This window comes from Microcystis sp. M015S2, assembly GCF_020245945.1.
Lineage (GTDB): Bacteria > Cyanobacteriota > Cyanobacteriia > Cyanobacteriales > Microcystaceae > Microcystis.
In genome coordinates, this window is the sequence record NZ_JADBTX010000036.1 from 16,111 (window position 1) to 37,581 (window position 21,471).

General features: G+C 44.5%; 17 protein-coding genes. 11 read left to right on the top strand and 6 right to left on the bottom strand.

Annotated elements, in window-relative coordinates; all coding sequences use genetic code 11:
• Positions 1-18 precede the first annotated feature (18 nt).
• Positions 19-939 carry a class II fructose-bisphosphate aldolase gene (locus IM473_RS08000; RefSeq protein ID WP_287690408.1) on the bottom strand — a complete coding sequence of 307 codons (921 nt, stop codon included), beginning with the start codon at positions 937-939 and terminating at the stop codon, positions 19-21.
• 159 nt (positions 940-1,098) lie between these two features.
• Here IM473_RS08000 and hflX point away from each other — a divergent pair, with 159 nt between their 5' ends.
• Entirely contained in the window at positions 1,099-2,742 is a 1,644-nt protein-coding gene (hflX, locus tag IM473_RS08005; protein WP_287660530.1) for a GTPase HflX, read from the top strand.
• A gap of 175 nt (positions 2,743-2,917) precedes the next feature.
• Here hflX and IM473_RS08010 read toward each other — a convergent pair whose 3' ends face one another.
• Positions 2,918-4,030: a DegT/DnrJ/EryC1/StrS family aminotransferase gene (locus IM473_RS08010; RefSeq protein WP_287660529.1), complete on the bottom strand. Its 1,113-nt coding sequence runs from the start codon at positions 4,028-4,030 to the stop codon at positions 2,918-2,920.
• 126 nt (positions 4,031-4,156) lie between these two features.
• Here IM473_RS08010 and IM473_RS08015 point away from each other — a divergent pair, with 126 nt between their 5' ends.
• Entirely contained in the window at positions 4,157-4,933 is a 777-nt protein-coding gene (locus IM473_RS08015) for an ABC transporter permease (protein WP_287660528.1), read from the top strand.
• A gap of 108 nt (positions 4,934-5,041) precedes the next feature.
• Here the strand turns inward: IM473_RS08015 and IM473_RS08020 are convergent, their stop codons facing one another.
• Together IM473_RS08020 and IM473_RS08025 are read right to left on the bottom strand one after the other, a co-directional pair.
• Positions 5,042-6,058, bottom strand: a complete 1,017-nt coding sequence (locus IM473_RS08020; protein WP_287660526.1) for a type I glyceraldehyde-3-phosphate dehydrogenase — start codon at positions 6,056-6,058, stop codon at positions 5,042-5,044.
• Positions 6,059-6,443: 385 nt separating this feature from the next.
• Positions 6,444-6,764, bottom strand: a complete 321-nt coding sequence (locus IM473_RS08025) for a DUF3155 domain-containing protein (RefSeq protein WP_002768353.1) — start codon at positions 6,762-6,764, stop codon at positions 6,444-6,446.
• Positions 6,765-7,152: 388 nt separating this feature from the next.
• On the opposite strand from IM473_RS08025, the gene IM473_RS08030 reads away from it, so the two are divergent.
• From IM473_RS08030 to IM473_RS08045, 4 genes are all read left to right on the top strand, one after another.
• Complete coding sequence (locus tag IM473_RS08030; protein ID WP_287660525.1) at positions 7,153-8,409, top strand: GAF domain-containing sensor histidine kinase; 1,257 nt, start codon at positions 7,153-7,155, stop codon at positions 8,407-8,409.
• Positions 8,410-8,528: 119 nt separating this feature from the next.
• The gene (gene ebsA, locus IM473_RS08035; protein ID WP_287660524.1) at positions 8,529-8,906 is read left to right on the top strand and encodes a type IV pilus biogenesis protein EbsA; all 378 of its coding nucleotides are present in this window, start codon (positions 8,529-8,531) and stop codon (positions 8,904-8,906) included.
• A gap of 34 nt (positions 8,907-8,940) precedes the next feature.
• On the top strand, positions 8,941-10,017 hold the full coding sequence (locus IM473_RS08040) for a phosphotransacetylase family protein (RefSeq protein ID WP_287660523.1): 1,077 nt from the start codon (positions 8,941-8,943) through the stop codon (positions 10,015-10,017).
• Positions 10,018-10,057: 40 nt separating this feature from the next.
• Positions 10,058-11,857: an ABC transporter ATP-binding protein gene (locus IM473_RS08045; RefSeq protein ID WP_287660522.1), complete on the top strand. Its 1,800-nt coding sequence runs from the start codon at positions 10,058-10,060 to the stop codon at positions 11,855-11,857.
• A gap of 24 nt (positions 11,858-11,881) precedes the next feature.
• Here the strand turns inward: IM473_RS08045 and aroQ are convergent, their stop codons facing one another.
• Positions 11,882-12,337 (bottom strand): type II 3-dehydroquinate dehydratase, encoded by a 456-nt coding sequence (gene aroQ, locus IM473_RS08050; RefSeq protein WP_159251592.1) that lies wholly within the window; start codon positions 12,335-12,337, stop codon positions 11,882-11,884.
• Positions 12,338-12,984: 647 nt separating this feature from the next.
• Between aroQ and mutL the strand changes: the two genes are divergently transcribed.
• Entirely contained in the window at positions 12,985-14,637 is a 1,653-nt protein-coding gene (gene mutL / locus IM473_RS08055) for a DNA mismatch repair endonuclease MutL (protein WP_287660521.1), read from the top strand.
• A gap of 286 nt (positions 14,638-14,923) precedes the next feature.
• On the opposite strand, the gene IM473_RS08060 is transcribed toward mutL, so the two are convergent.
• Entirely contained in the window at positions 14,924-15,394 is a 471-nt protein-coding gene (locus IM473_RS08060) for a DUF4079 domain-containing protein (RefSeq protein ID WP_287660520.1), read from the bottom strand.
• A gap of 287 nt (positions 15,395-15,681) precedes the next feature.
• Here IM473_RS08060 and der point away from each other — a divergent pair, with 287 nt between their 5' ends.
• The 4 genes from der to IM473_RS08080 all read left to right on the top strand — a co-directional run.
• Positions 15,682-17,040 carry a ribosome biogenesis GTPase Der gene (gene der / locus IM473_RS08065; protein WP_002754265.1) on the top strand — a complete coding sequence of 453 codons (1,359 nt, stop codon included), beginning with the start codon at positions 15,682-15,684 and terminating at the stop codon, positions 17,038-17,040.
• 3 nt (positions 17,041-17,043) lie between these two features.
• The gene (locus tag IM473_RS08070) at positions 17,044-17,919 is read left to right on the top strand and encodes an energy-coupling factor transporter transmembrane component T family protein (RefSeq protein WP_287660518.1); all 876 of its coding nucleotides are present in this window, start codon (positions 17,044-17,046) and stop codon (positions 17,917-17,919) included.
• A 711-nt stretch (positions 17,920-18,630) separates the two neighbouring features.
• Positions 18,631-20,634 carry an excinuclease ABC subunit UvrB gene (uvrB, locus tag IM473_RS08075; protein WP_287660517.1) on the top strand — a complete coding sequence of 668 codons (2,004 nt, stop codon included), beginning with the start codon at positions 18,631-18,633 and terminating at the stop codon, positions 20,632-20,634.
• A 4-nt stretch (positions 20,635-20,638) separates the two neighbouring features.
• Positions 20,639-21,471 (top strand): flagellar assembly protein H (locus tag IM473_RS08080; RefSeq protein WP_287660516.1); only part of this gene is annotated, 833 nt, incomplete at its 3' end.

Sequence of the window (21,471 nt, forward strand, 5' to 3'; positions counted from 1 at the left end):
ATTTATAATTTATAATTCCTAGTCCCTAACCCCCGATAATCCCGCTAACATTTGAGCGTAGGGAGTTTCGTGGAGGTGGGCCTTATTGACAGCACCAAAAAGGGTTAATTTGTCGATAATTACCGATTTCATCGCAGCAATTGCCTCTCCTGCGATCTCTAATAAATCCTTATCCTCTGGCCCGCAAATTTCCCGTTTCAGGGATTGCATATAGGCTTGACGCACTTCTGTATTAACATTAAATTTGCAGACTCCTAACTGGATCGATCGCCCGATCATTTCTGGGGGTAAACCGGAAGCACCGTGTAGAACTAGGGGAATAGAAAGAAGTTGTCGAATCCGGGCCAGGCGCTCGAAATCGAGACGGGGCGGACTTTTGTACTCGCCATGGACATTACCGATAGTTACGGCCAGAGAATCCACTCCCGTCGCCTGCACAAATTGCACTGCTTGCTCTGGATCTGTCATTTTAGCCTCTTTTTCGGCAATAGTTAGCCCGTCCTCAGTGCCGCTAATTCGGCCGATTTCTGCCTCCACCACGGCCCCGTATTCGTGAGCTAAACGGGTCATTTCTTTGGTAAAAGCGAGATTATCTTGGTAGGGAAGATGAGAGCCATCGGCCATAATTGAGGTCATCCCCGCTTCTAGAGCCTCGTAGATATCGCTGGCTTTAGTGCTATGGTCAAGATGGACCGAGATAGGAACCTTGGCCGAGCGAGCGGCCTCTAAACAGAGAGCGACGAGGGTGGAACTGCCATAACGCAAAGCGCTGGGGTGAATTTGCAACATAGCGGGACTACGGCAATCCTCGGCGGCACTAATCACCGCTTTGACTCCTTCTAGGTTATAAACATTAAAAGCTCCGATCGCATAGATATTTTTGCGAGCGGTTTCGAGGAGTTCCTGAGTAGAAGCGAGCATAATATGCAAAATAACCATTGATACTGCCCAATTTTACCCTAATTAGGGCTGGCTTCTAGAGGACAAATAAAAGGGCAGCGATGGTCAAAATCGCTACAATAATACATAAAACCCCAATTGTGAGGAAAGCCTATCGATACCATCTTCGGCAATACCCAAGGACTAAAAGCTAGTCAGATGAAACAGCTACAAAGGCTGTACCATGAACGCTTGCCTATTGATACTCTCACCACCCCAGAATTCGCCCAAAGACTGGCTGCCATCAGTACCGATATCCATCAACCCCTCTGCACCTATATCAACCGTCGCGGACAGGTAATTCGTGTGGGAGTGGGAACCCCCCGACAAACCCAATTTTCTCTCTTGGAACTACCCCGCTACGGTTCCGAACGTCTTTGCGGAATTCGTTGTATCGCCACGGAACTTAAGCAGGAACCGCCAAAAGAATCCAGTTTAACCGCCATGGCTTTGCAAAGATTAGACGCACTGGTGATCTTAACCCTAACTGGTACAGGCATGATCCGTCGCGGTGGTGGGGCAACCGGTTATGTGGAGCAAGTCTATCTGGCTCATCTCATACCACAAAGTCAAACAAATGTCAATAGTAATATATACTGGTCTGTCTCCCCGCCCTTAAATCTAGAGGATTTAAGCAAACAGGACTTTTTAGAGTTAGTGGAAGGACTAGAGGCGGAGTTTCAGCGAGAATTTACGGCTATAACCGTTGATACAGCCGAAGATCGGGTGCTATTGGTTGGTTTAATCACCGACGGTATGAGCGATCGCCAGTTTGAGGACGGTTTAAGCGAATTAGAGCGTTTAGTTGACACCGCCGGGGGCAAAGTTTTGCAAGTCACCCGACAAAAACGGGATCATCCCCATCCTCAAACAGTGATCGGTTCGGGAAAAGTGGCAGAAATCGCCCTACAGGTGCAAACTTCGGGGGCTAATTTAGTCGTATTCAATCGCGATCTTTCTCCCGCCCAAATTCGCAATCTAGAGAACCAAATCGGGGTGAGAGTGGTCGATCGCACCGAGGTGATCCTAGATATTTTCGCCCAACGGGCCCAATCCCAAGCGGGTAAACTACAGGTAGAATTAGCGCAATTAGAATACACTTTACCCCGTCTCACCGGGCGCGGATTAGCCATGTCGAGATTAGGGGGAGGAATTGGCACTCGCGGACCGGGGGAGACAAAATTAGAAACAGAACGCCGAACTATTCAACGTCGTTTATCCCGTCTCCAGGATGAGGTGGATCAACTGCAAGCTCATCGTTCCCGTTTACGCAAACAACGGCAAAAACAAGATGTAGCCAGTGTGGCGATCGTCGGTTACACCAATGCAGGAAAATCTACTTTAATTAATGCTCTCACCGCTGCCGAAGTTTATACCGCCGATCAACTGTTTGCTACCCTCGATCCCACCACCCGACGCTTAACTATTACCGATCCCCTCACCCAAGCATCTCACCCCCTCTTACTAACCGATACGGTGGGTTTTATCCATGAATTACCACCCTCGCTGGTGGATGCTTTTCGGGCAACTTTAGAGGAAGTAACGGAAGCAGACGCCTTACTCCATCTGGTGGATCTCTCCCATCCAGCTTGGGAAAGTCAGATTGCCTCGGTATTAAAAATCCTCTCGGAGATGCCGATTCAAACCGGTCCGATGTTAATGGTGTTTAATAAGTTGGATCAGGTAAAAAGCGACGATTTGGAAATAGCTAAGGAAAAATATCCCCAAGCTGTTTTTATCTCGGCTATTCGTCGGCTAGGATTGGAAACTTTAAAACAAAAGTTAATCGATTTAACCGCTTAAGTAGGGTTGGCTGAAAAAGTGTATTGGTGGGGTTAGGAGGCAGTAGCCGGTCGTCAGTAGCCGGTCGTCAGGAGATTATTTTTATTTATTCTTCCCACTTCCTAATTCCTAATTCATCATTCATCATTCATCATTCATCATTCATAATTTATAATTCATAATTCCCACTGATAACTCAGGAACTATGCAAACAATCTTTCAGCGCATAGGCTACCTGTTGTTGTTCCTCAAAGCTTAAATCGGGGAACATAGGTAAAGATAACACTTTTTCACTGGCCAATTCAGCCATGGGTAAATCACCTTTTTTATAGCCTAAATACTGATAAACCGGCTGTAAATGTAGGGGAATCGGATAATAAACCATGGATAGGACATCTTTTTCCTGCAAAGCTGCCCGAATTTGGTCACGATTTTCCGTTAGGATTGTGTACTGATTCCAAACGTGCTTACCTCCGGCTAAAGCGGCGGGTAAAGTGATATTAGGCAAAGGTTGCAGTAATTCCTGATAACGTTGGGCAATCTCGATCCGTTGATTATTCCAAAAATCGAGATATTTCAGCTTAATTTGCAAAATAACCGCTTGAATGGCATCTAAGCGGCTATTCACCCCAATTACCTCATGAAGATAACGCACCTTGCTCCCATGTTCTTTAACCATGCGAATTTGTGCCGCTAACTCGGGGTTATTGGTAGTAATTGCGCCACCATCGCCACAACCGCCTAAATTTTTGGTGGGAAAGAAGCTAAAACAGCCAATATCGCCGATACTCCCCACTTTCTGCCCATGCCATTCTGCTCCCGTTGCTTGCGCGCAATCCTCAATCACTGATAAATTATGAGAACGAGCGAAATTTACCACCTCAGACATATTGACAGATTGCCCAAAAAGGTGTACTGGAATAATCGCTTTAGTCTGGGGAGTAAGCGCTTTTGCCAACAGTGCCACATCGAGGTTAAAAGTATTAATATCGATATCGACAAAAACCGGCACTGCCCCGACTAAATTAATCGCTTCGGCGGTGGCAATAAACGAAAAAGTAGAAGTGATTACTTCATCCCCCGCTTGAATACCGAGGGCGCGCAGTGCCAGATAAAGGGCATCAGTCCCCGAATTACAGGCAACACAATCGCTAACACCATGATAGAGGGCAAATTGTCGCTCTAATTCGCTCACAGCTTCACCGCCAATATAGCGCCCAGAACGGAGGATTTCTAAAACGGCATGGTTAGCTTCTTCGCTAATGACTTGGTATTGACGGGATAAATCGACGGGGGGAATTGTACTCACGCGCTTTCACTCAAATTAGAGACTAATCGGGATTTGTCGGCGAAAAGAAGGAATAATTAGTCAAAAATAATTATAAACTTGCTATTTATAGATGAGGTATCGTTGTAATTTGTTTCTTTTATTTTTATGGATGGATTAGTAGAACTAAATCTGGTGGATTTGGGTTGGGCTTTGGGGATGATGGGTATTTGTTTACTCCTCTCCCGTTGGTCAAATTTAGCTCTAGAGGGCCAATTATTATTAGCGACTGGTCGCTCGATCCTGCAATTATTAGTGGTAGGCTACGTTATCGCCGTTATTTTTTCCCTGGATAATCCTCTGGCAGTGCTGGGGATTTTGGCAGTAATGATGACTATTGCGACTATTGTTGCTAAAAATCGCATTGATAGCCGGGATAAAGCCCTATTACCGCTAGTTTTCGGCTCTTTATTAATTAGTAGCTGTCTAACTTTAGGTTATGCGATCGCTTTAATCATTCAACCAGAACAATGGTACTCACCCCAATACTTGATTCCCTTGACGGGAATGGTGTTAGGCAATGCCATGAATAGTGCCTCTTTAGCCGGGGAAAGATTAAGCAGTGCGATTAAAAGTCACCGTTTGGAAATCGAAACCCATCTTTGTTTAGGGGCAACCCCTCAACAGGCGATCGCATCTTATCAAAAAGCAGCGATTCGAGCTAGTTTAATCCCCACCCTCAATCAGATGATGGTAGTGGGTTTAGTCAGTTTACCCGGAATGTTCACCGGACAGGTATTGGCAGGAAGTGAACCTTTAAACGCCGCTTCCTACCAGATACTGATCCTGTTTATGATTGCCCTAGCTAACCTAATCACCGCTCAATTGGTGACAGAGGGAATCTATCGGCGCTTTTTCAGTGAGAATTTGTCACTTATCAGTTAACAGTTATCAGTTAACAGTTATCAGTTATTAGTTATCACTAGCCACTAACCACTCCTGACTCCTAATTAACGCCCACTGTTCACCGATTACTGTTTACTGATAACTGATTTAGCATTTCCACTTGCTGGCGACGACTTCAGCGAGATCAACCACCCGTTGGGAGTAACCCCATTCGTTATCGTACCAAGCGATAACTTTCACCATATCGCCACCCATCACCATCGTTAGACTAGCATCGATGATCGAGGAGGCATCAACACCGCGATAATCAGAGGAAACGAGGGGTAAATCATTATATTCGAGAATTCCTTTCAAAGAATTTTCCGCAGCTTCTTTGAGGACTTCGTTTACCTGTTCCGCGATCGTGCTTTTTTCCACTTGCGCGACTAAATCCACTACAGAAACGTTAGGAGTGGGTACACGCAGGGCGATACCGTTAAGTTTCCCTTTCATTTCGGGGATAACTAAGGCTACAGCTTTGGCGGCACCGGTGGAGGTGGGAACGATGTTAACGGCGGCGGCGCGAGCGCGACGGAGATCCCGGTGACTAGCATCAAGAATGCGTTGATCACCAGTGTAACTGTGGGTGGTGGTCATCGTCCCTTTGATGATGCCGAAGTTTTCGTGAATCACTTTGACGACAGGAGCAAGACAGTTGGTGGTACAACTAGCATTACTGATGACGTTGTATTTATCGTGTTCGTATTCGTGGGCGTTGACACCGACGACATAGGTTCCCACTCCCGAACCTTTACCCGGTGCGGTAATGAGGACTTTTTTAGCTCCTGCGACAATATGCTTAGAAGCGCCCTCTTCATCAACGAAAACACCGGTAGCTTCGATCACTAAATCTACACCCCATTCTGCCCAGGGCAGATTGAGGGGATTGCGATCGGAATAACATTTAATGGTTTTACCGTTAACAATTAAAGAATTATCATCGGCATCGATATTAGCGTTAAGTTTGCCTAACATCGAGTCATACTTGAGCAGGTGAGCGTTACTCCGGGGATCGGATGTATCATTGATCCCCACTACTTCTAAGCCACTATTAGTCCGTCCTAACCAACATCTTAGGAAATTACGTCCAATCCGTCCGAAACCATTGATCGCTACTCTAATCACTGCTGCTTGCCCTCTACGTTCTAGTGCAATACATAAAAAAATAATTAATGTTCCCAATCATACCTTAAAGGTTGAACTTTACGATCCTGATCGAAAATAATTTATTACCTCAGCAATCCTATCGGGTTTAAATGAGAAAATTTAATTGATTAAAGCGATTTAAAGCCAAAATCAGCCTAAATAACCGCTAAAAAATTCTCATAACCCCATTCCCTCTTTAGCTGTCCGCCTTTTCGGTGATCAGATGTGAGTTTTCAGTTCACTGATTACTGTTTACTGATTACTGATCACTTAAATGTCCCCGCTCCTCTTATCCTCAAAAAAAACTCGTCTACTTTTCCGTAAACGAGTTCACTTTCCATGATACGATTAATAGTCCTGTGAATTATTTGGCAACTGCTACCGGTGCTTTGACGGGCTGGGGCTGGGGCTGCAGGTCGCGCAAACTGGGGAAGAGGAAGTGGTTTTCCTCCACATATTGCGCTCCAAACAGTCCTTTTTCAGCCCAGAAATAGCGATCGGTTGTATGCTCGTTACGCTTAACAATCAATAAAGCTGGTGGGCTAATGCCTATAGCTTGAATATACTTACGCGCCGCAGTTACGGGTTTATCTTCGCCACTTTCAATACTATACTGGGGTACAAGTTCAAGTATCTTACGTCCTTCTTGACGACGGCGACTTTTACGTTTCCGTTTTCTGGCCAACCCAATTACCTCCTGTTTTGGCTAATCGTTGTAATGATAGTTACAAAAGCCGTAGCGATTATATCCCTTCTAGACCAAGAAATCAAGTGTCTCTCACAAAGCCAATTACAAACAAGTTTGACTAGAAGCTAGACTGGGACTATGTTTAAGTTTTTCTGACAAAAACACAGCCCCAAATCCCGATACAAAACTTATTATTCTTAAACTTTTTTTAATATATACCGTGATCCACCCCTAAAATAGTGACCAAACCCTTGTCCTAATTGCTTTTTGCTGGCTGCCCTCGACCCAAGGGGATGGCCATTCTCTCCTGTGTAAACCGGGAAACAAAACTCGCAACCCTAGCTGTATCTAGGTTTTCTGATTTTTTACTTTTTACTTGCTTGGTATGCCCTTCTCCTTCCGCTCCCGGACTCCCCTGAGTAATGATTTTATTGCCCTCTGTCAGGCACAGATGGAACTTTTGCGGGAGCAAATGGAAGCAGACAGAAGTGCGGTTTATTTAACTGAACCTTTATCGAGTGATTTAATTCCAGTCGTTGTTTATCCGCCTTTTAATCCCCCTTCTCCCCAAAAAAAGCGGCTTTCCTTACAACCAGGGCAACCGGCGGCCGACTTGTTAACTGCGGTTAAGTTAGAAGATTTATCCCACCTCTGGAGTAATCAGGAGACCGTCAGCAGTCATCGCTTGTTTTTACCCTTAATGTATGAAGAGGGCATGATCGGATTATTGGTGACAACCAGAGAAAAACGACCTTGGCAAAGTTGGGAATTAACCCAGATGGAAAAAATCACCCAAACCCTCGCTTTAGCCTGTGTACTCGATCGGCAATTGGGAGAAGAACGTTATTATCGACAATGGCAAAGTCAGCGCCTCGATACCTTTCTCCATCAAATCCGCAATCCCCTCACCGCTTTAAAAACCTTTGGTAAACTTCTGCTCAAAAGACTTTTAGCCGAAGAAGGTAACGATCCCGCCATTACCGGTATATTGAGGGAAAGCGATCGAGTTCGCGACTTAATTGCCGAATTTGAGGCCCAAATTCAGCAAGAAAGCGAAAATTACCCCACCGTCGATATTCCTCTCCTGCAAGCGCAATCTTCCCCCACTGCCTTTCTCTTGCCTGCTGGCAGCAGCCAACTAACTCCGATCGATCTCCATGATATTCTCGATCCGCTGCTCCTTTCGGCCCAGGCCGTAGCCAAAGAGAGAAATCTCAGTCTAGAAACGATTCACGGGGAAGACATACCACTTATTTGCGCCAATATCCCCGGTTTGCGGGAAGTATTCAGCAATTTAATTGATAATGCCCTCAAATATACTCCTGCTGGCGGAAAAGTCACCGTCGAGGTGCAGAATGTTAAGAATAGTGTAGAAATTGTTTTTAAAGACACGGGTTATGGTATAGCGAGGAGCGATCAAGAAAGAATTTTTCAACGTCACTACCGGGGAGTGCAAGCGGGGGGAGATATACCCGGTACAGGATTGGGCTTAGCGATCGCCAAAGAATTAATTACCAGCATGGGGGGGACGATTGAATTTATCAGTCCCAATCCTGAGCAAACAAGTTCCCCCTACCCCGGCACGGTTTTTCGGGTTCATATACCAGTGATACCCGATGATAACCTCAGTACAGAAACTTGATCTGGTCGTAAATTCTGCCAATTGTCCCGATCGGGAGATTCCGGGGGCGATCGGTTAAAATATAAGGAAAATATCATTTTTACTGGTAACTTGGCCGTGAAGCAAAGAATTAACTAATTATGCCGACTATCGAACAATTAGAACCCGCTAATAAGGCTGATGTGTTAGTATATATGCCCTACTATGCCAAGGACAAACATAGTATCCTGCCCTATGCGATCGCTTTGTATCAAGGAGGATCTTTAGAAGGTCGTCGTCGCATAGAAAACAGTGAAGGGATTCCCTTTGTGGCCTCTTGGTATGTATCAAAATTGCCCTCGGAATTGACCCGTTGTCGTTTACAATTTGAAGGACAGGCCGACCTAAGCTATGAGATGACGATTATTAACGCTGAGTTGATCGAATATCTCATCGGTGCAATTAAAACCTTTAAGCAGCTAGGTTCGGCCGACTTTTCGCAGGGATTTTATCGGAAACTGCTGCGATTTGAAGGATAAAAATCGAGATTGTACGGGTTAAAAGGAGCAAATCGTGGCGAAATCAGCCAAATCTATACTCATCTCTTCCCTGGAACCCCTCAGTGGTAAATCGGGAACTGTCGTCGGTTTAGCGCATCTCTTGCGGCAAAAAGGACTAGAGATAAGTTACGGCAAACCAGTGGGCAATTGTCCGGGATACGTCGATGGGCAATTGGTCGATGAGGATGTAGAATTTATTCGGCAATTACTAGAATTATCCCCCGAACAGCTGCGTTTACCCCTGATCTATACGGATGTGGATTCCGTTGCTAAACGTCTACAAGGTACAGATAAACAGGACTACGGCAATATTCTTGCTGGTTATCTCGATCGAGTTAACAGTGATATTATCCTCCTCGAAGGACCGGGGACACTCTGGGAAGGGAGCATTTTTCAGTTATCGATGGGGGAGATGGCCAAAATTCTCCAGACTCCGATCCTATTGGTGGCCCGCTATAGTTCTCCCCTGATTGCCGAGAGTCTGCTGAAAGCAAGAGAGGAATTAAATAATCAGCTGCTGGGGGTAGTGATTAGCGATATCCCGGCCGATGATTGGGAGGAAGTACAATCTCTCCTGAAACCCTATCTGGCCCGCCAAGGGGTGGAAGTTTTAGGACTGTTACCCGCTAGTAAACTGCTGCGCAGTATTAGTGTTCAGGAAATTGTCCATCTTTTGGGGGCAAAAGTATTATGTCGGCCTGATCGTTTAGATTGGATGGTAGAAAGTTTAGCGATCGGGGCAATGAATGTCAACGCCGCTTTAGAATATTTTCGCAAGGGGGAAAATATGGCCGTGATCACGGGCGGCGATCGCACAGACCTACAGTTAGCTGCCCTAGAAACTTCTACCACCTGTTTGATCTTAACTGGTTCCATCTCTCCGGATCCCCTGATTCTGGGCCGGGCCGAGGATTTAGAAGTACCGATTCTCTCGGTAAATTTAGATACTCTCACCACCGTGGAAATCGTCGCTCAGGCCTTCGGGAAGATTCGCTTACAGGAACAGGTAAAAGTCGCTTGTATTCGAGAATTAATGGAGGAACATTTCCAGATTGATCGCCTGTTAGAAAAGTTAACAATAGGGGCGTAATTTCTCCCCGGCTGCCCAGAATTTCACTGGAAATCACTTCATGAGTCTATCATCCTCCCCTCTGTCCCCTCCGGTCAAAGAAAATGACTGGAGCTTATTATTAAGATTACTTCCCTACGCAAAAAAGCAAAAAGCCCTGCTATTTTGGTCATTAATACTCCTTTTTCCCCTATCTCTCACGGGGGCGATCCAACCCTTAATTATCGGTCAAGCGGTCTCCCTTTTGCAAAAGGAACAAACTTGGGATTTTTTGGCTCGAATGCCCTTAACAGCAGCCATTAATACCTTAATTATTATCCTGTCAGCTTCGATTATTTTACGACTGATTTTAGGGACAATGCAAGGTTATCTAGTGCAGAAAGTCGGTCAGTCAATTACTGCTAATGTCCGGGAAGATTTATTTACCCATGTCACCTCCCTTTCCTCTAGTTTTTTTGATCGCTCTCCCGTGGGACGTTTAGTCACCCGTTTAACCAGCGATGTGGAAGCATTAGGAGAAGTTTTTGCTAGTGGGGCGATCGGAGTTGTCAGTGATTTGGTCAATATTTTAGTTATTATCATCACCATGTTTACCCTACAATGGCAATTAGCTCTATTGTTGGTGTTGATGTTATTTCCTGTCACTGTTTTAATTATCTTTTTTCAAAAACAATACCGCATCGCTAACTATCAAGTACGCGAGGAATTATCAAAACTTAATGCCCAATTACAGGAAAATGTAGTCGGAGTTAATATTGTTCAATTATTTCGCCGCGAACGCTTTAACGCTGAAATGTTTCGCGCTATCAATACTCACTATCGTCAATCCCTAGATAAAACAATTTTTTATGATTCGGCTGTCTCAGCTACTTTGGAATGGATCGGATTAATTGCCGTGGGAGGAGTATTATGGTTAGGCGGGATTTTGATTCTCCAAAAAACCATTGATTTTGGGGTTTTATCGGCTTTTATTTTATTCTCCCAACGTCTCTTTAATCCCCTGCGTCAGTTTGCCGAAAAATTTACCATGTTTCAAGCTGGTTTTACTGCTATCGAACGCATTGGTGAATTAATTAGTATTCCCATTGAAATCACCGATTCTAACAATTATAAAGAGATTTCTTTCCCAGAAAAATGTCAAACTGGCGAGATTATTTTTGAAAATGTTTGGTTTGGTTATAAACCTGATGAATATATTATCAAAGGTCTCAATTTTACTATTCATCCTGGTGAAAAAGTCGCTTTAGTCGGTCCCACTGGTGCGGGAAAAAGTTCGATTATTCGTCTTCTCTGTCGTCTTTACGAACCAAGTAAGGGCAGAATTCTAGTGGATGGTATCGATATCCGTTATCTTCCCCAAGGGGAATTAAGACGTTATATTGGTGTCATTCTCCAAGAAACTTTTCTCTTTGCTGGGGATGTTACTCGCAATATTACTTTAGGAGAAAATTATGATTTTGAGCAGGTGAAGGCAGCGGCTAAATTAACTAATATCGATCACTTTATCGAGGAGTTACCCGATGGTTATCATACCCGTTTACGCGAACGGGGCGCAAATTTGTCGGGAGGACAAAAACAATTACTCGCTTTTGCGAGAGTCGCTATTCGTAACCCCGAAATTTTAGTTTTAGATGAAGCTACTGCTAGTTTAGACGTGGGGACAGAAGTATTAATTCAAGAAGCTTTAGAACAGATTTTAGTCGATCGTACTGCTATTATTATCGCCCATCGTCTCTCCACTATTCGCAATGTCGATCGAATTCTTGTCCTTAAACGCGGGGAATTAGTCGAATCGGGAACCCATGAAGATTTATTAACCAAAGACGGCCTCTACGCTAGTTTGTCGAAAATTTGGGTTTAAAACCCCGAATTTCCAGCATTTGTCTTAAATTTTCCCATTCTTTTGCAAATAATCGACTAATGCCCATAATCCTAAGCGATAACTTTCGGCCCCAAAACCGCTAATCTGTCCGATGGCTATATCGGCAATGTAGGAATGATGACGAAAAGACTCGCGTTTGTAAATATTGCTTAAGTGTACTTCCACACAGGCAATTTTTGTGCCTAAGAGTGCGTCGCGGATGGCGATACTGGTATGAGTATAAGCTGCTGCATTAATCAAAATACCGTCATGCTGACCCCATGCTTGCTGAATCCAGTCCACTAATTGCCCTTCCTGATTGGACTGGTGCGCGGTTAAATTCACCCCTAAACGGGTAGCTTCTTCACTTAAAAACTGGTTAATCGCTTCTAAATTGACGTTACCGTAGAGATTCGGCTCTCTTTTCCCCAATAGGTTTAAATTCGGTCCGTGTAAAACCAGAATGCTTAGTTTATTCACTACTGTCTTCCCTATCATCACCAGAATTAATCTTATCTCGATCAGAGATTATTGCCTATCAACAGCATTTTTGCCGCTACGGTAATCAGACTAAATCCAGTTATTAAAAACTGATTATTTATTCTCCGTTTTGCAGGAGTGCCTCTCCTGATATGTAGCCCATACTCCACGGATTTAGTATTGCTTCCGATTTTATCACTCAATCCAAGCTTTTGGGGGGTTCTACCCCCCAAACCCCCCGTTGGGGGCGTGGCGCCGCCCCCAAACCCCCCGCGCATTAGTTTTTCGGTGGGATGCTTACACGCAGCTGCTGACGCATCTGTAATAATACTAAATTCGGTTATTAAAAACTGATTATTTATTCCCCCTTTTGCCTCTTGCCTTCTGCCTCTTGGCTCTCCTCATAAGTAGCCTATGCTCAACGGATTTAGTATAATTTAAGAGTCACTCCCCTTGCAGCAGTGCATCTCCTGATATGTAGCCCATACTCATTGGACTTGCTCCAGGACTATCGCTATATTTGATCAGTGCAGCGGGATGGCAAGGAAGCAGCGATCGCCGATAAATTGGTAGGGAGGGGAGTCCTTAATCATGCACCCCCTGTGCGACAATGTATCGAGTTTGCCCTTGGCTAAAACCATTAATTGATGACCTTACCCATACAAGTTTTACCCCAAGACGTAATTGATTTAATTGCCGCAGGAGAGGTAATCGACTCTTTAGGTGCTGTGGTGCGGGAATTAGTCGAAAATGCCATTGATGCGGGGGCAGATAGGATTACCATCGATATATCTCCCCAAAACTGGCGAATACAAGTATCGGATAACGGCAGGGGAATGTCTAGAGAAGATTTGCAACTGTGTAGCTATGCCCACAGTACCAGCAAAATCCGCCAACGGGACGATCTTTGGCAGATTACCAGTCTCGGATTCCGTGGTGAAGCTTTGCACAGTATCGCACAGGTGGCGCGTCTGCGGGTTGCCAGTCGCCATGACGATGATTTAGGTTGTTATTGTCTTTACAATCACCAAGGCGAGCCGGATAATTTAGAAACGATTCCTATAGCTATCGGTACTATCGTCACGGTAGAGAATCTCTTTGGTAACTTTCCTGTGCGTCGTCAAGCTTTACCGTCAATTAACAAACAATTAAAGGATATACAGACTTTAATTCATAATTTTGCCCTCTGTCATCCCCATATTACTTGGCAGGTTTTCCAAGATCATCAAGATTGGTTACGCATCAGTCCGGGTAAGGATGCCAGTCAAATATTACCGCAATTAGTTAAATCTCTGCATTTTAACGATTTAGCAGCCCTAAAACTTGACTTAACGACTCCTGACGCAGAATCTGCTCAAATTGAATTAGTCATTGGTTTGCCCGATCGCATTTCTCGTCATCAACCGGATTGGGTTAGAATTGCTGTTAATGGGCGAATGGTGCGCTCATCGGAGTTAGAACAGGCAATATTTGAAGCTTTCGCTCGCACAGTCCCTAAAGATCGCTATCCCGTTTGTTTTCTCCATCTACATCTTAACCCTCGTTCGATCGATTGGAATCGTCACCCAGCTAAAGCGGAAATATACCTGCATAACCTCATTTTTTGGCAAGAACAGATAATTTCAGCCATAGACAAGGCGTTAGGACTAAATCCCGAACATATACCCGAAAAAGCGCAAAATCAGCGCGTCAGTCAAATTCTCAAGGCTGCCGAAGAAAAAAGCACCTATACAATAGGGGAGAAATCCAGTAAAAATCGGCTGGAATTAAAGGCATTAGCCCAAATTCACCAAACTTATATAGTTGCCGAACATCCTAACGGATTATGGTTAGTGGAACAACATATTGCCCATGAGCGGGTTTTGTACGAACGTTTAGAGGATAACTGGGAAATCGTGCCGTTAGACAATCCGATCATCTTAAATCAGTTAACTACTCGACAAATCGAACAATTACAACGTTTAGGATTAGAAGTTGCTAGTTTTGGCGATCGCTCTTGGGCTATTCGTAGTATTCCTGTTCTACTAAAAGAGCGGCAGGATCGGGCTGATGCTTTACTAGAATTAAGTTTAGGGGGCGATTTACAAACCGCTCAGGTGGCCACCGCTTGCCGGAGTGCGATCCGCAACGGTACAGCTTTAAGTTTAGAAGAAATGCAGAATTTACTCGATGATTGGCAAAATACTCGTAATCCCCGCACTTGTCCGCACGGAAGACCGATTTACTTATCCTTAGAAGAAACTTCCCTCGCTCGCTTCTTCCGTCGTCATTGGGTAATCGGCAAAAGTCACGGCATTTAATCAGTTATCAGTGATCAGTTATCAGTTATCAGTGAACTGTTCACTGAAAATTGGCAGATATGGCTAGGGAGCATCTCATACTAAATCCGTTAAGTATAGGCTACTTATGAGGACAGGCAAAAGGCAATAGGCAATAGGCAAAAGGAGCAATAGATAATCAGTTTTTAATAACCAGATTTAGTATCACTTTTTAATAACTGGATTTAGTGTCAGTTTTTTGCTCCCCTCTCCCTTCTCCCATGGGGTTAGATGCGTCTGATGACGCATCCTCTCTGTTCAGGTTTTCTTACATTTTGCTGAGAATACGCTGGACTATATCCATTCCTGTGAAGGCTTGCCAGCCAAAAAGACCTAAAATGACGGCATTAAGGGTAATATGGGTGATTCTAGCCAATTCATTGCCTTTTTGCATTAAAGGTACTAAAGCGGCGCTAATCGAGATTAAACCCACCATCCCTAAACCGGCCAGCAGATGGGGACCGACAAATAATTTACCGTTATTAATATAAGTTACCGTCATGCCTCCGATCGTCCCCAACACCATTAAAGCGAGGATTAGAGAGCCAATTTGATAGTGTTTAGTGCGAAAATCCTGGGGCAATAATTGTTTTTTTAGGTCTTTATCTGCTGTGCGCGTCCGTCGCCATTGTAGCCCCGAATAGAGGGCATAGATAGTTAATCCTAATAAAACCCACATTAAAATGGGATGGCCAAATTGTGACCAAGTTTTTACGGCACTGGGAATCTCGAGGTTCATAGTTGTCTGTTCTCATCAAAGATCGCTTCTTAATAAAAATTAACATGAATCGCTCGCGCTTCCTTGTTTTCTGGGTCACTGGACCTGTGAGGCTAAATCCCGTTTAAAAGCTATAGGAGATTGGGGTGTGGGGAGAATAAATAAAAATAATCTCCGGACGACCGACGACCGACCCCTATCTCCATTACTACTATCTTTAGGTACACCAACGTTTAAATCAACCAAGGTCGATCGCAAATCGCTATGATAGAATATTGGGCCTTGAATTTCCGCCCCCTCCCCCTCTTATGAAACTGCCTGTCGTCGCTATTATCGGTCGTCCCAATGTGGGCAAATCCACCCTCGTCAATCGTATCGCTGGAGATCAACAGGCGATCGTTTTCGATCAACCCGGGATTACCAGAGATCGCACCTATCAACCAGCTTTCTGGTGCGATCGAGATTTTCAAATTGTCGATACAGGGGGGCTAGTTTTTAATGATGACAGCGAATTTCTCCCTTTAATCCGCGAACAGGCTTTAATCGCCCTAGCAGAGGCAAGTGTGGCGATTTTTGTTGTCGATGGCCAGGCAGGAATTACCGCCGGCGATCGAGAAATTGCCGCTTGGTTACGACAGCAAAATGTCCCGATACTTTTGGCAGTTAATAAATGTGAATCGGTGGAACAGGGTATCCTGCAAGCGACGGAATTCTGGGAATTAGCCATCGGTGAACCCTTCCCCATCTCGGCTATTCACGGTTCTGGTACAGGAGAACTACTCGATGCGGTGATTAAATATTTGCCACCCGCGGCGGCAATTCCCGAAAATGAAGAGATTAAAGTGGCAATTATCGGTCGTCCTAACGTGGGTAAATCCAGTCTCCTCAATGCTTTAACCGGACAACAACGGGCGATCGTTAGTCCGATTTCGGGAACCACCAGAGACTCGATCGATACTTTAATTGAACGAGAGGGACAGGTTTATCGGTTAATTGACACCGCTGGCATTCGCCGTAAGAAGAATGTGGACTATGGAGCCGAATTTTTCAGTATTAACCGTGCTTTTAAGGCAATTCGCCGGTCTGACGTGGTACTATTCGTCATCGATGTGCTAGATGGTGTCACCGAACAGGATTTAAAATTAGCGGGGCGAATCATTGAAGAAGGGCGTGCGGTGGTGCTAGTGGTCAATAAATGGGATGCGGTGGAGAAAGACACCTACACCATCAATACTTATACCAAAATGCTCCAAGATCGGCTGTATTTCATGGATTGGGCAGAAATGATCTTTGTCAGCGCCATGACGGGGCAAAGAGTCACCAAAATCCTCGAATTAGTCGATATTGCCGCCGAATCTCACCGTCGTCGCGTCAGTACCTCGGTAATCAACGATGTGATCGAAGATGCAGTTAAATGGCACAATCCCCCCACCACCAGAGGCGGAAAACAGGGGAAACTATACTATGGCACACAAGTATCGAGTCAACCCCCCACGATCGCCCTTTTCGTTAACGATCCCCAGCGCTTTAATGATAACTATCGCCGTTACATCGAAGGGCAATTCCGGCAACAGTTAGGCTTTAAAGGAACCCCGATCCGCTTAATCTGGCGCGGCAAACCGGCGCGAGAAGTGGAAAAAACGGTTAATAGAGCCACCAAGGTCTAATTTATGGATTTATTGCGAAGTTTGCCCATCGGTCTTTATCTCGATCAACCGATTACCCGACTACATCAACTAGATGCGCGGGTAAAATTTATCTGGTTAATGGCTTTTTTAGCAGCACCTTTATTGGCTAATCCTTGGTGGCGTTTAGCTTTGGTGGGATTGTTAATGTTGTTAACCCTGTTGGCCCCTATTCCTCCCCGCGTCTGGCGGCAACAGATGGGCTGGCTGATATTTTTAGCGATTATTGTCTTTCTGATTACTGCTATCACTCCCGATGGTTTAGGGGTGAGTATTCAACCGCGTTTACCGGATGAAGGGCTGAATTTACCGCCAGCAAGTGATTATCAGTATGTTTTATGGGATAGAGGTCGTTTATTTGTTACCCGACGTTCTTTGGAATTAGCAGTGAGAATTAGTACCTTAGTTTTTACTTTAATTTATAGCACTAATCTCTTTTTGTTGACGACGGCACCGGAAGAAATTACCGAAGGTTTAGAGAATTTAATGAGTCCTTTACGGCGATTTAATGTGCCAGTGACAGAAATTTCTCTGACTCTGACTCTGTCTTTGCGCTTTATTCCCCTGGTTTTAGAAGAAGTGCAAAATCTAGCTAGGTCAGTGCGAACTAGGGCGATCGATTGGCAAAAATTAGGGATTAAAAGAAGTTTAAACGTCTGGTTAACAGTAGTGGAAAAATTACTAGATAATTTGCTTTTGCGTGCGGAACAAATGGCGATCGCTATGGAGGTTCGCGGTTTTACCAGTCCCAATCAGCATCAAGTACGCTGGCACCAATTACAGTTAAGATGGGCTGATTTTATTGCTTTATTTTTGTTAATTCCCTTTTGGGCAGCCCGATTAGTTTGGGGGGGTTTATAGCAGTTATCAGTTATCAGTTATCAGTTATCAGTTATCAGATTTGAGTTTTAAGTGTGCAGTATTAAATAGAAGTTTCCTACTGTCTTTTCACTGATTACTGTTTACTGTTCACTGTTTACTGTTCACAGCAAAAACTCCCCACACCCTACACCCAGCCTAGACTTTAACTGCGTTGTCACCCTTTCATGGCGCAGATGCTGACGGTAGTGACGAGTCTACGTTCTCAGAACCGCAATGTTTTGGAATTTATATAGCGCTTTTCACGTTACTGAGGTATCGACAAGTTTTGCCAACAAGGGGTTTAAACCCCTTGCCCATACCTCATTCTGATGAAAACTGCTATATATAAGTAGAGCGGATAGGGTAATCAACCGCTTTAAAAACCCCTGTAGTCTAATCACTACGCTATCTGCACCTTGACAATTAAAGATACGGGGTTCTACTCAAGAGTTCTAGTTTCTCACCCGCTCGTGATGTAAAATCTTTACAGGAACTAGACAAAGCAGTATTTGAAGCTAACACTTCAATTCAAGCAAATTTTGTAGAAATACAACTATCGTAGGGCATACGAAAAGTAATGCTTGGGGAGAGAACCACCTCTGGGTTGGATAACGCAAGGCATCTAATTTAAGTGGACTCGATGAACCAAGAATCCCGCGCATGAGCGCTTCGGGGAGTGTCAATTTGCCTGTTCTCTACACCTAGCCGCTAATGACCGCTTTTCAACTACAAGCACCCTTTCAACCCACTGGGGATCAACCAGCAGCGATCAATAAATTGGTAGATTCCCTGCAAAACCAGCATCGTTTCCAAACCCTCTTAGGGGCAACCGGCACCGGCAAAACCTTCACCATTGCCGCTATGATCGAGAAAATCGGCAGGCCTACCCTCGTTCTTGCCCATAATAAGACCCTGGCCGCCCAATTATGCAACGAATTGCGGCAATTTTTCCCCAATAACGCCGTGGAGTACTTTATCAGCTATTACGACTACTATCAACCGGAGGCTTACATTCCCGTCAGCGATACCTACATCGAAAAGAGTTCTTCGATTAATGATGAGATCGATATGCTGCGCCATTCGGCCACGCGATCGCTATTTGAACGCAGGGATGTGATCGTGGTCGCTTCCATTAGTTGTATTTATGGTTTGGGAATGCCAGCGGAATACCTGAAAGCGGCGATTTCCCTGACAGTTGGTCAAGAGTTCGACCAAAGGCAATTATTACGGGCCTTGGTGTCAGTGCAGTACAATCGCAATGATTTAGAGTTAACTCGCGGTCGTTTTCGTCTGAAGGGCGATATTTTGGAAATTGTTCCCGCTTACGAGGATCGGGTGATTAAAATTGATTTTTTTGGCGATGAGATTGAAAGTATTCGTTATCTCGATCCCCTGACGGGGGAAGTTTTGCAAAAATTAGAGCGAATTAGTATTTATCCGGCCCGTCACTTTGTTACCCCGGAGGAACGTTTAGAGGTGGCCTGTCGGGATATTAAAACCGAGTTAGATAACCGTTTATTAGAGTTAGAAAAAGCGGGCAAATTACTGGAAGCGCAACGGTTGGATCAGCGGACTCGTTATGATTTGGAAATGTTGCAGGAAGTGGGTTATTGTAATGGCGTAGAAAATTATTCGCGGCATTTAGCGGGTAGATTAGCGGGGGAACCGCCGGAATGTTTGGTGGATTATTTTCCCCAAGATTGGTTATTAGTTGTGGATGAATCTCATGTTAGTGTGCCGCAAATTCGCGGGATGTATAATGGCGATCAATCACGAAAAAAAGTTTTGATCGATCACGGGTTTCGTTTACCGAGTGCGGCGGATAATCGTCCTTTGAAGTCGGAAGAATTCTGGCAGAAAGTTAATCAATGTATTTTTGTTTCGGCCACTCCAGGAGATTGGGAATTAGCACAGTCAGAAAATCGCATTGTTGAACAAATTATCCGACCGACGGGAGTTTTAGACCCGGAGATTTTTGTGCGACCAACCGAGGGACAAGTGGATGATTTATTAGGGGAAATTAAGGCGCGAGTGCAGTTAAATGAACGGGTTTTGATTACCACTTTAACTAAACGCATGGCGGAAGATTTAACCGAATACTTGCAAGAAAGGGGAATTAAAGTTAGATATCTACATTCAGAAATTCAATCAATTCAACGGATTGAAATTATTCAAGACCTGCGAGAAGGGGTCTTTGACGTGCTGATCGGGGTAAATTTGCTTCGCGAGGGGTTAGACCTGCCGGAAGTGTCTTTAGTGGCGATTTTAGACGCAGATAAGGAAGGATTTTTAAGGGCTACCCGCTCTTTAATTCAAACTATCGGCCGGGCTGCTCGTCATATTCGCGGTCAGGCAATTCTTTACGGGGATAATCTCACCGATAGTATGATTAATGCGATCGAAGAAACCAAGAGACGGCGCGCTATTCAACAGGAACATAACCAAAAACATGGGATTATTCCGCAACCGATTGTTAAAAGGTCGAGTAATTCAATTTTGGCTTTTCTGGATATTTCCCGTCGCCTCAATTCCCAACAATTAGAGCAGGTTTGTGAGAATATAGAAGAACTTTCTTTAGAACAAATTCCCGAGTTAATTCAACAACTAGAAGCGCAAATGAAAGAAGCGGCGAAAAATCTAGAATTTGAGTCAGCGGCTAAATATCGTGATCAGATTAAGCAATTACGAGATAAGTTATTAAATCACGTTAGATAAACCTATGACTAGATTTATTCATGACCAGTTTGCCAAAGATTATCTCGAAGAATTATTATCTTCTCTGGGAGAGGTAAAATCGGCACGGGTTGTACGCGGAGAAGTACGAGAAATCGATGTCTGGTTTTCACCCCAGATTCTCGATAATAATCCTAGAGAACTGCTGGGATTACTAGGAAAAATGGCGATTAATCCCTGTTTATTTGAACCCTTTCGCAATCCTGTCACTGCTACAGAAATTAGGACTTGTCTGTTAAAACTGTTGGAAGTGGAAGGAGAAATTAATCGTCGAGCAAATCGTCAGAAAACAAATGTTAATGATGGGGAAATCCCCCGTCTCTGGATTTTGACTCCCACCGCTTCCGCGCAACTGTTAGAAGGATTCGGAGCTAAATTAGATGAGGAGAATTGGGGGGAGGGTATCTATTTTTTAGCTCCCTCTTTACGGACGGCAATCACTGTTATCCATCAATTACCCTCAACAGAAGCAACTCTCTGGTTAAGAATTTTAGGCCGGGGAAAAGTACAAGCAAGGGCGATCGATGAGCTAGAATCGTTACCAGAGGATCATCCTTTTCGGGTAAATGCTCTAGAATTATTATTAAACTTGAGAACCTCTTTAACTAACGATCAAGAGCTTGAACAGGAGGACAGAGAGTTAATTATGAGATTATCACCTTTATACACTTCCCGTCTTCAGGAAGAACTGGATGCTGGCCGTCAACAGGGTCTTCAACAGGGTCTTCAACAGGGTCTTCAACAGGGTCTTCAACAGGGTCTTCAACAGGGTCTTCAACAGGGTCTTCAACAGGGTCTTCAACAGGGTCTTCAACAGGG

Bases quoted from the DNA above. Each gene is read 5' to 3' on its own strand.
- IM473_RS08000 (WP_287690408.1), bottom strand. From the start codon at position 939: ATGGTTATTTTGCATATTATGCTCGCTTCTACTCAGGAACTCCTCGAA.
- hflX (WP_287660530.1), top strand. From the start codon at position 1,099: ATGAAACAGCTACAAAGGCTGTACCATGAACGCTTGCCTATTGATACT.
- IM473_RS08015 (WP_287660528.1), top strand. From the start codon at position 4,157: ATGGATGGATTAGTAGAACTAAATCTGGTGGATTTGGGTTGGGCTTTG.
- IM473_RS08030 (WP_287660525.1), top strand. From the start codon at position 7,153: ATGCCCTTCTCCTTCCGCTCCCGGACTCCCCTGAGTAATGATTTTATT.
- ebsA (WP_287660524.1), top strand. From the start codon at position 8,529: ATGCCGACTATCGAACAATTAGAACCCGCTAATAAGGCTGATGTGTTA.
- IM473_RS08045 (WP_287660522.1), top strand. From the start codon at position 10,058: ATGAGTCTATCATCCTCCCCTCTGTCCCCTCCGGTCAAAGAAAATGAC.
- mutL (WP_287660521.1), top strand. From the start codon at position 12,985: ATGACCTTACCCATACAAGTTTTACCCCAAGACGTAATTGATTTAATT.
- IM473_RS08060 (WP_287660520.1), bottom strand. From the start codon at position 15,394: ATGAACCTCGAGATTCCCAGTGCCGTAAAAACTTGGTCACAATTTGGC.
- der (WP_002754265.1), top strand. From the start codon at position 15,682: ATGAAACTGCCTGTCGTCGCTATTATCGGTCGTCCCAATGTGGGCAAA.
- IM473_RS08070 (WP_287660518.1), top strand. From the start codon at position 17,044: ATGGATTTATTGCGAAGTTTGCCCATCGGTCTTTATCTCGATCAACCG.
- uvrB (WP_287660517.1), top strand. From the start codon at position 18,631: ATGACCGCTTTTCAACTACAAGCACCCTTTCAACCCACTGGGGATCAA.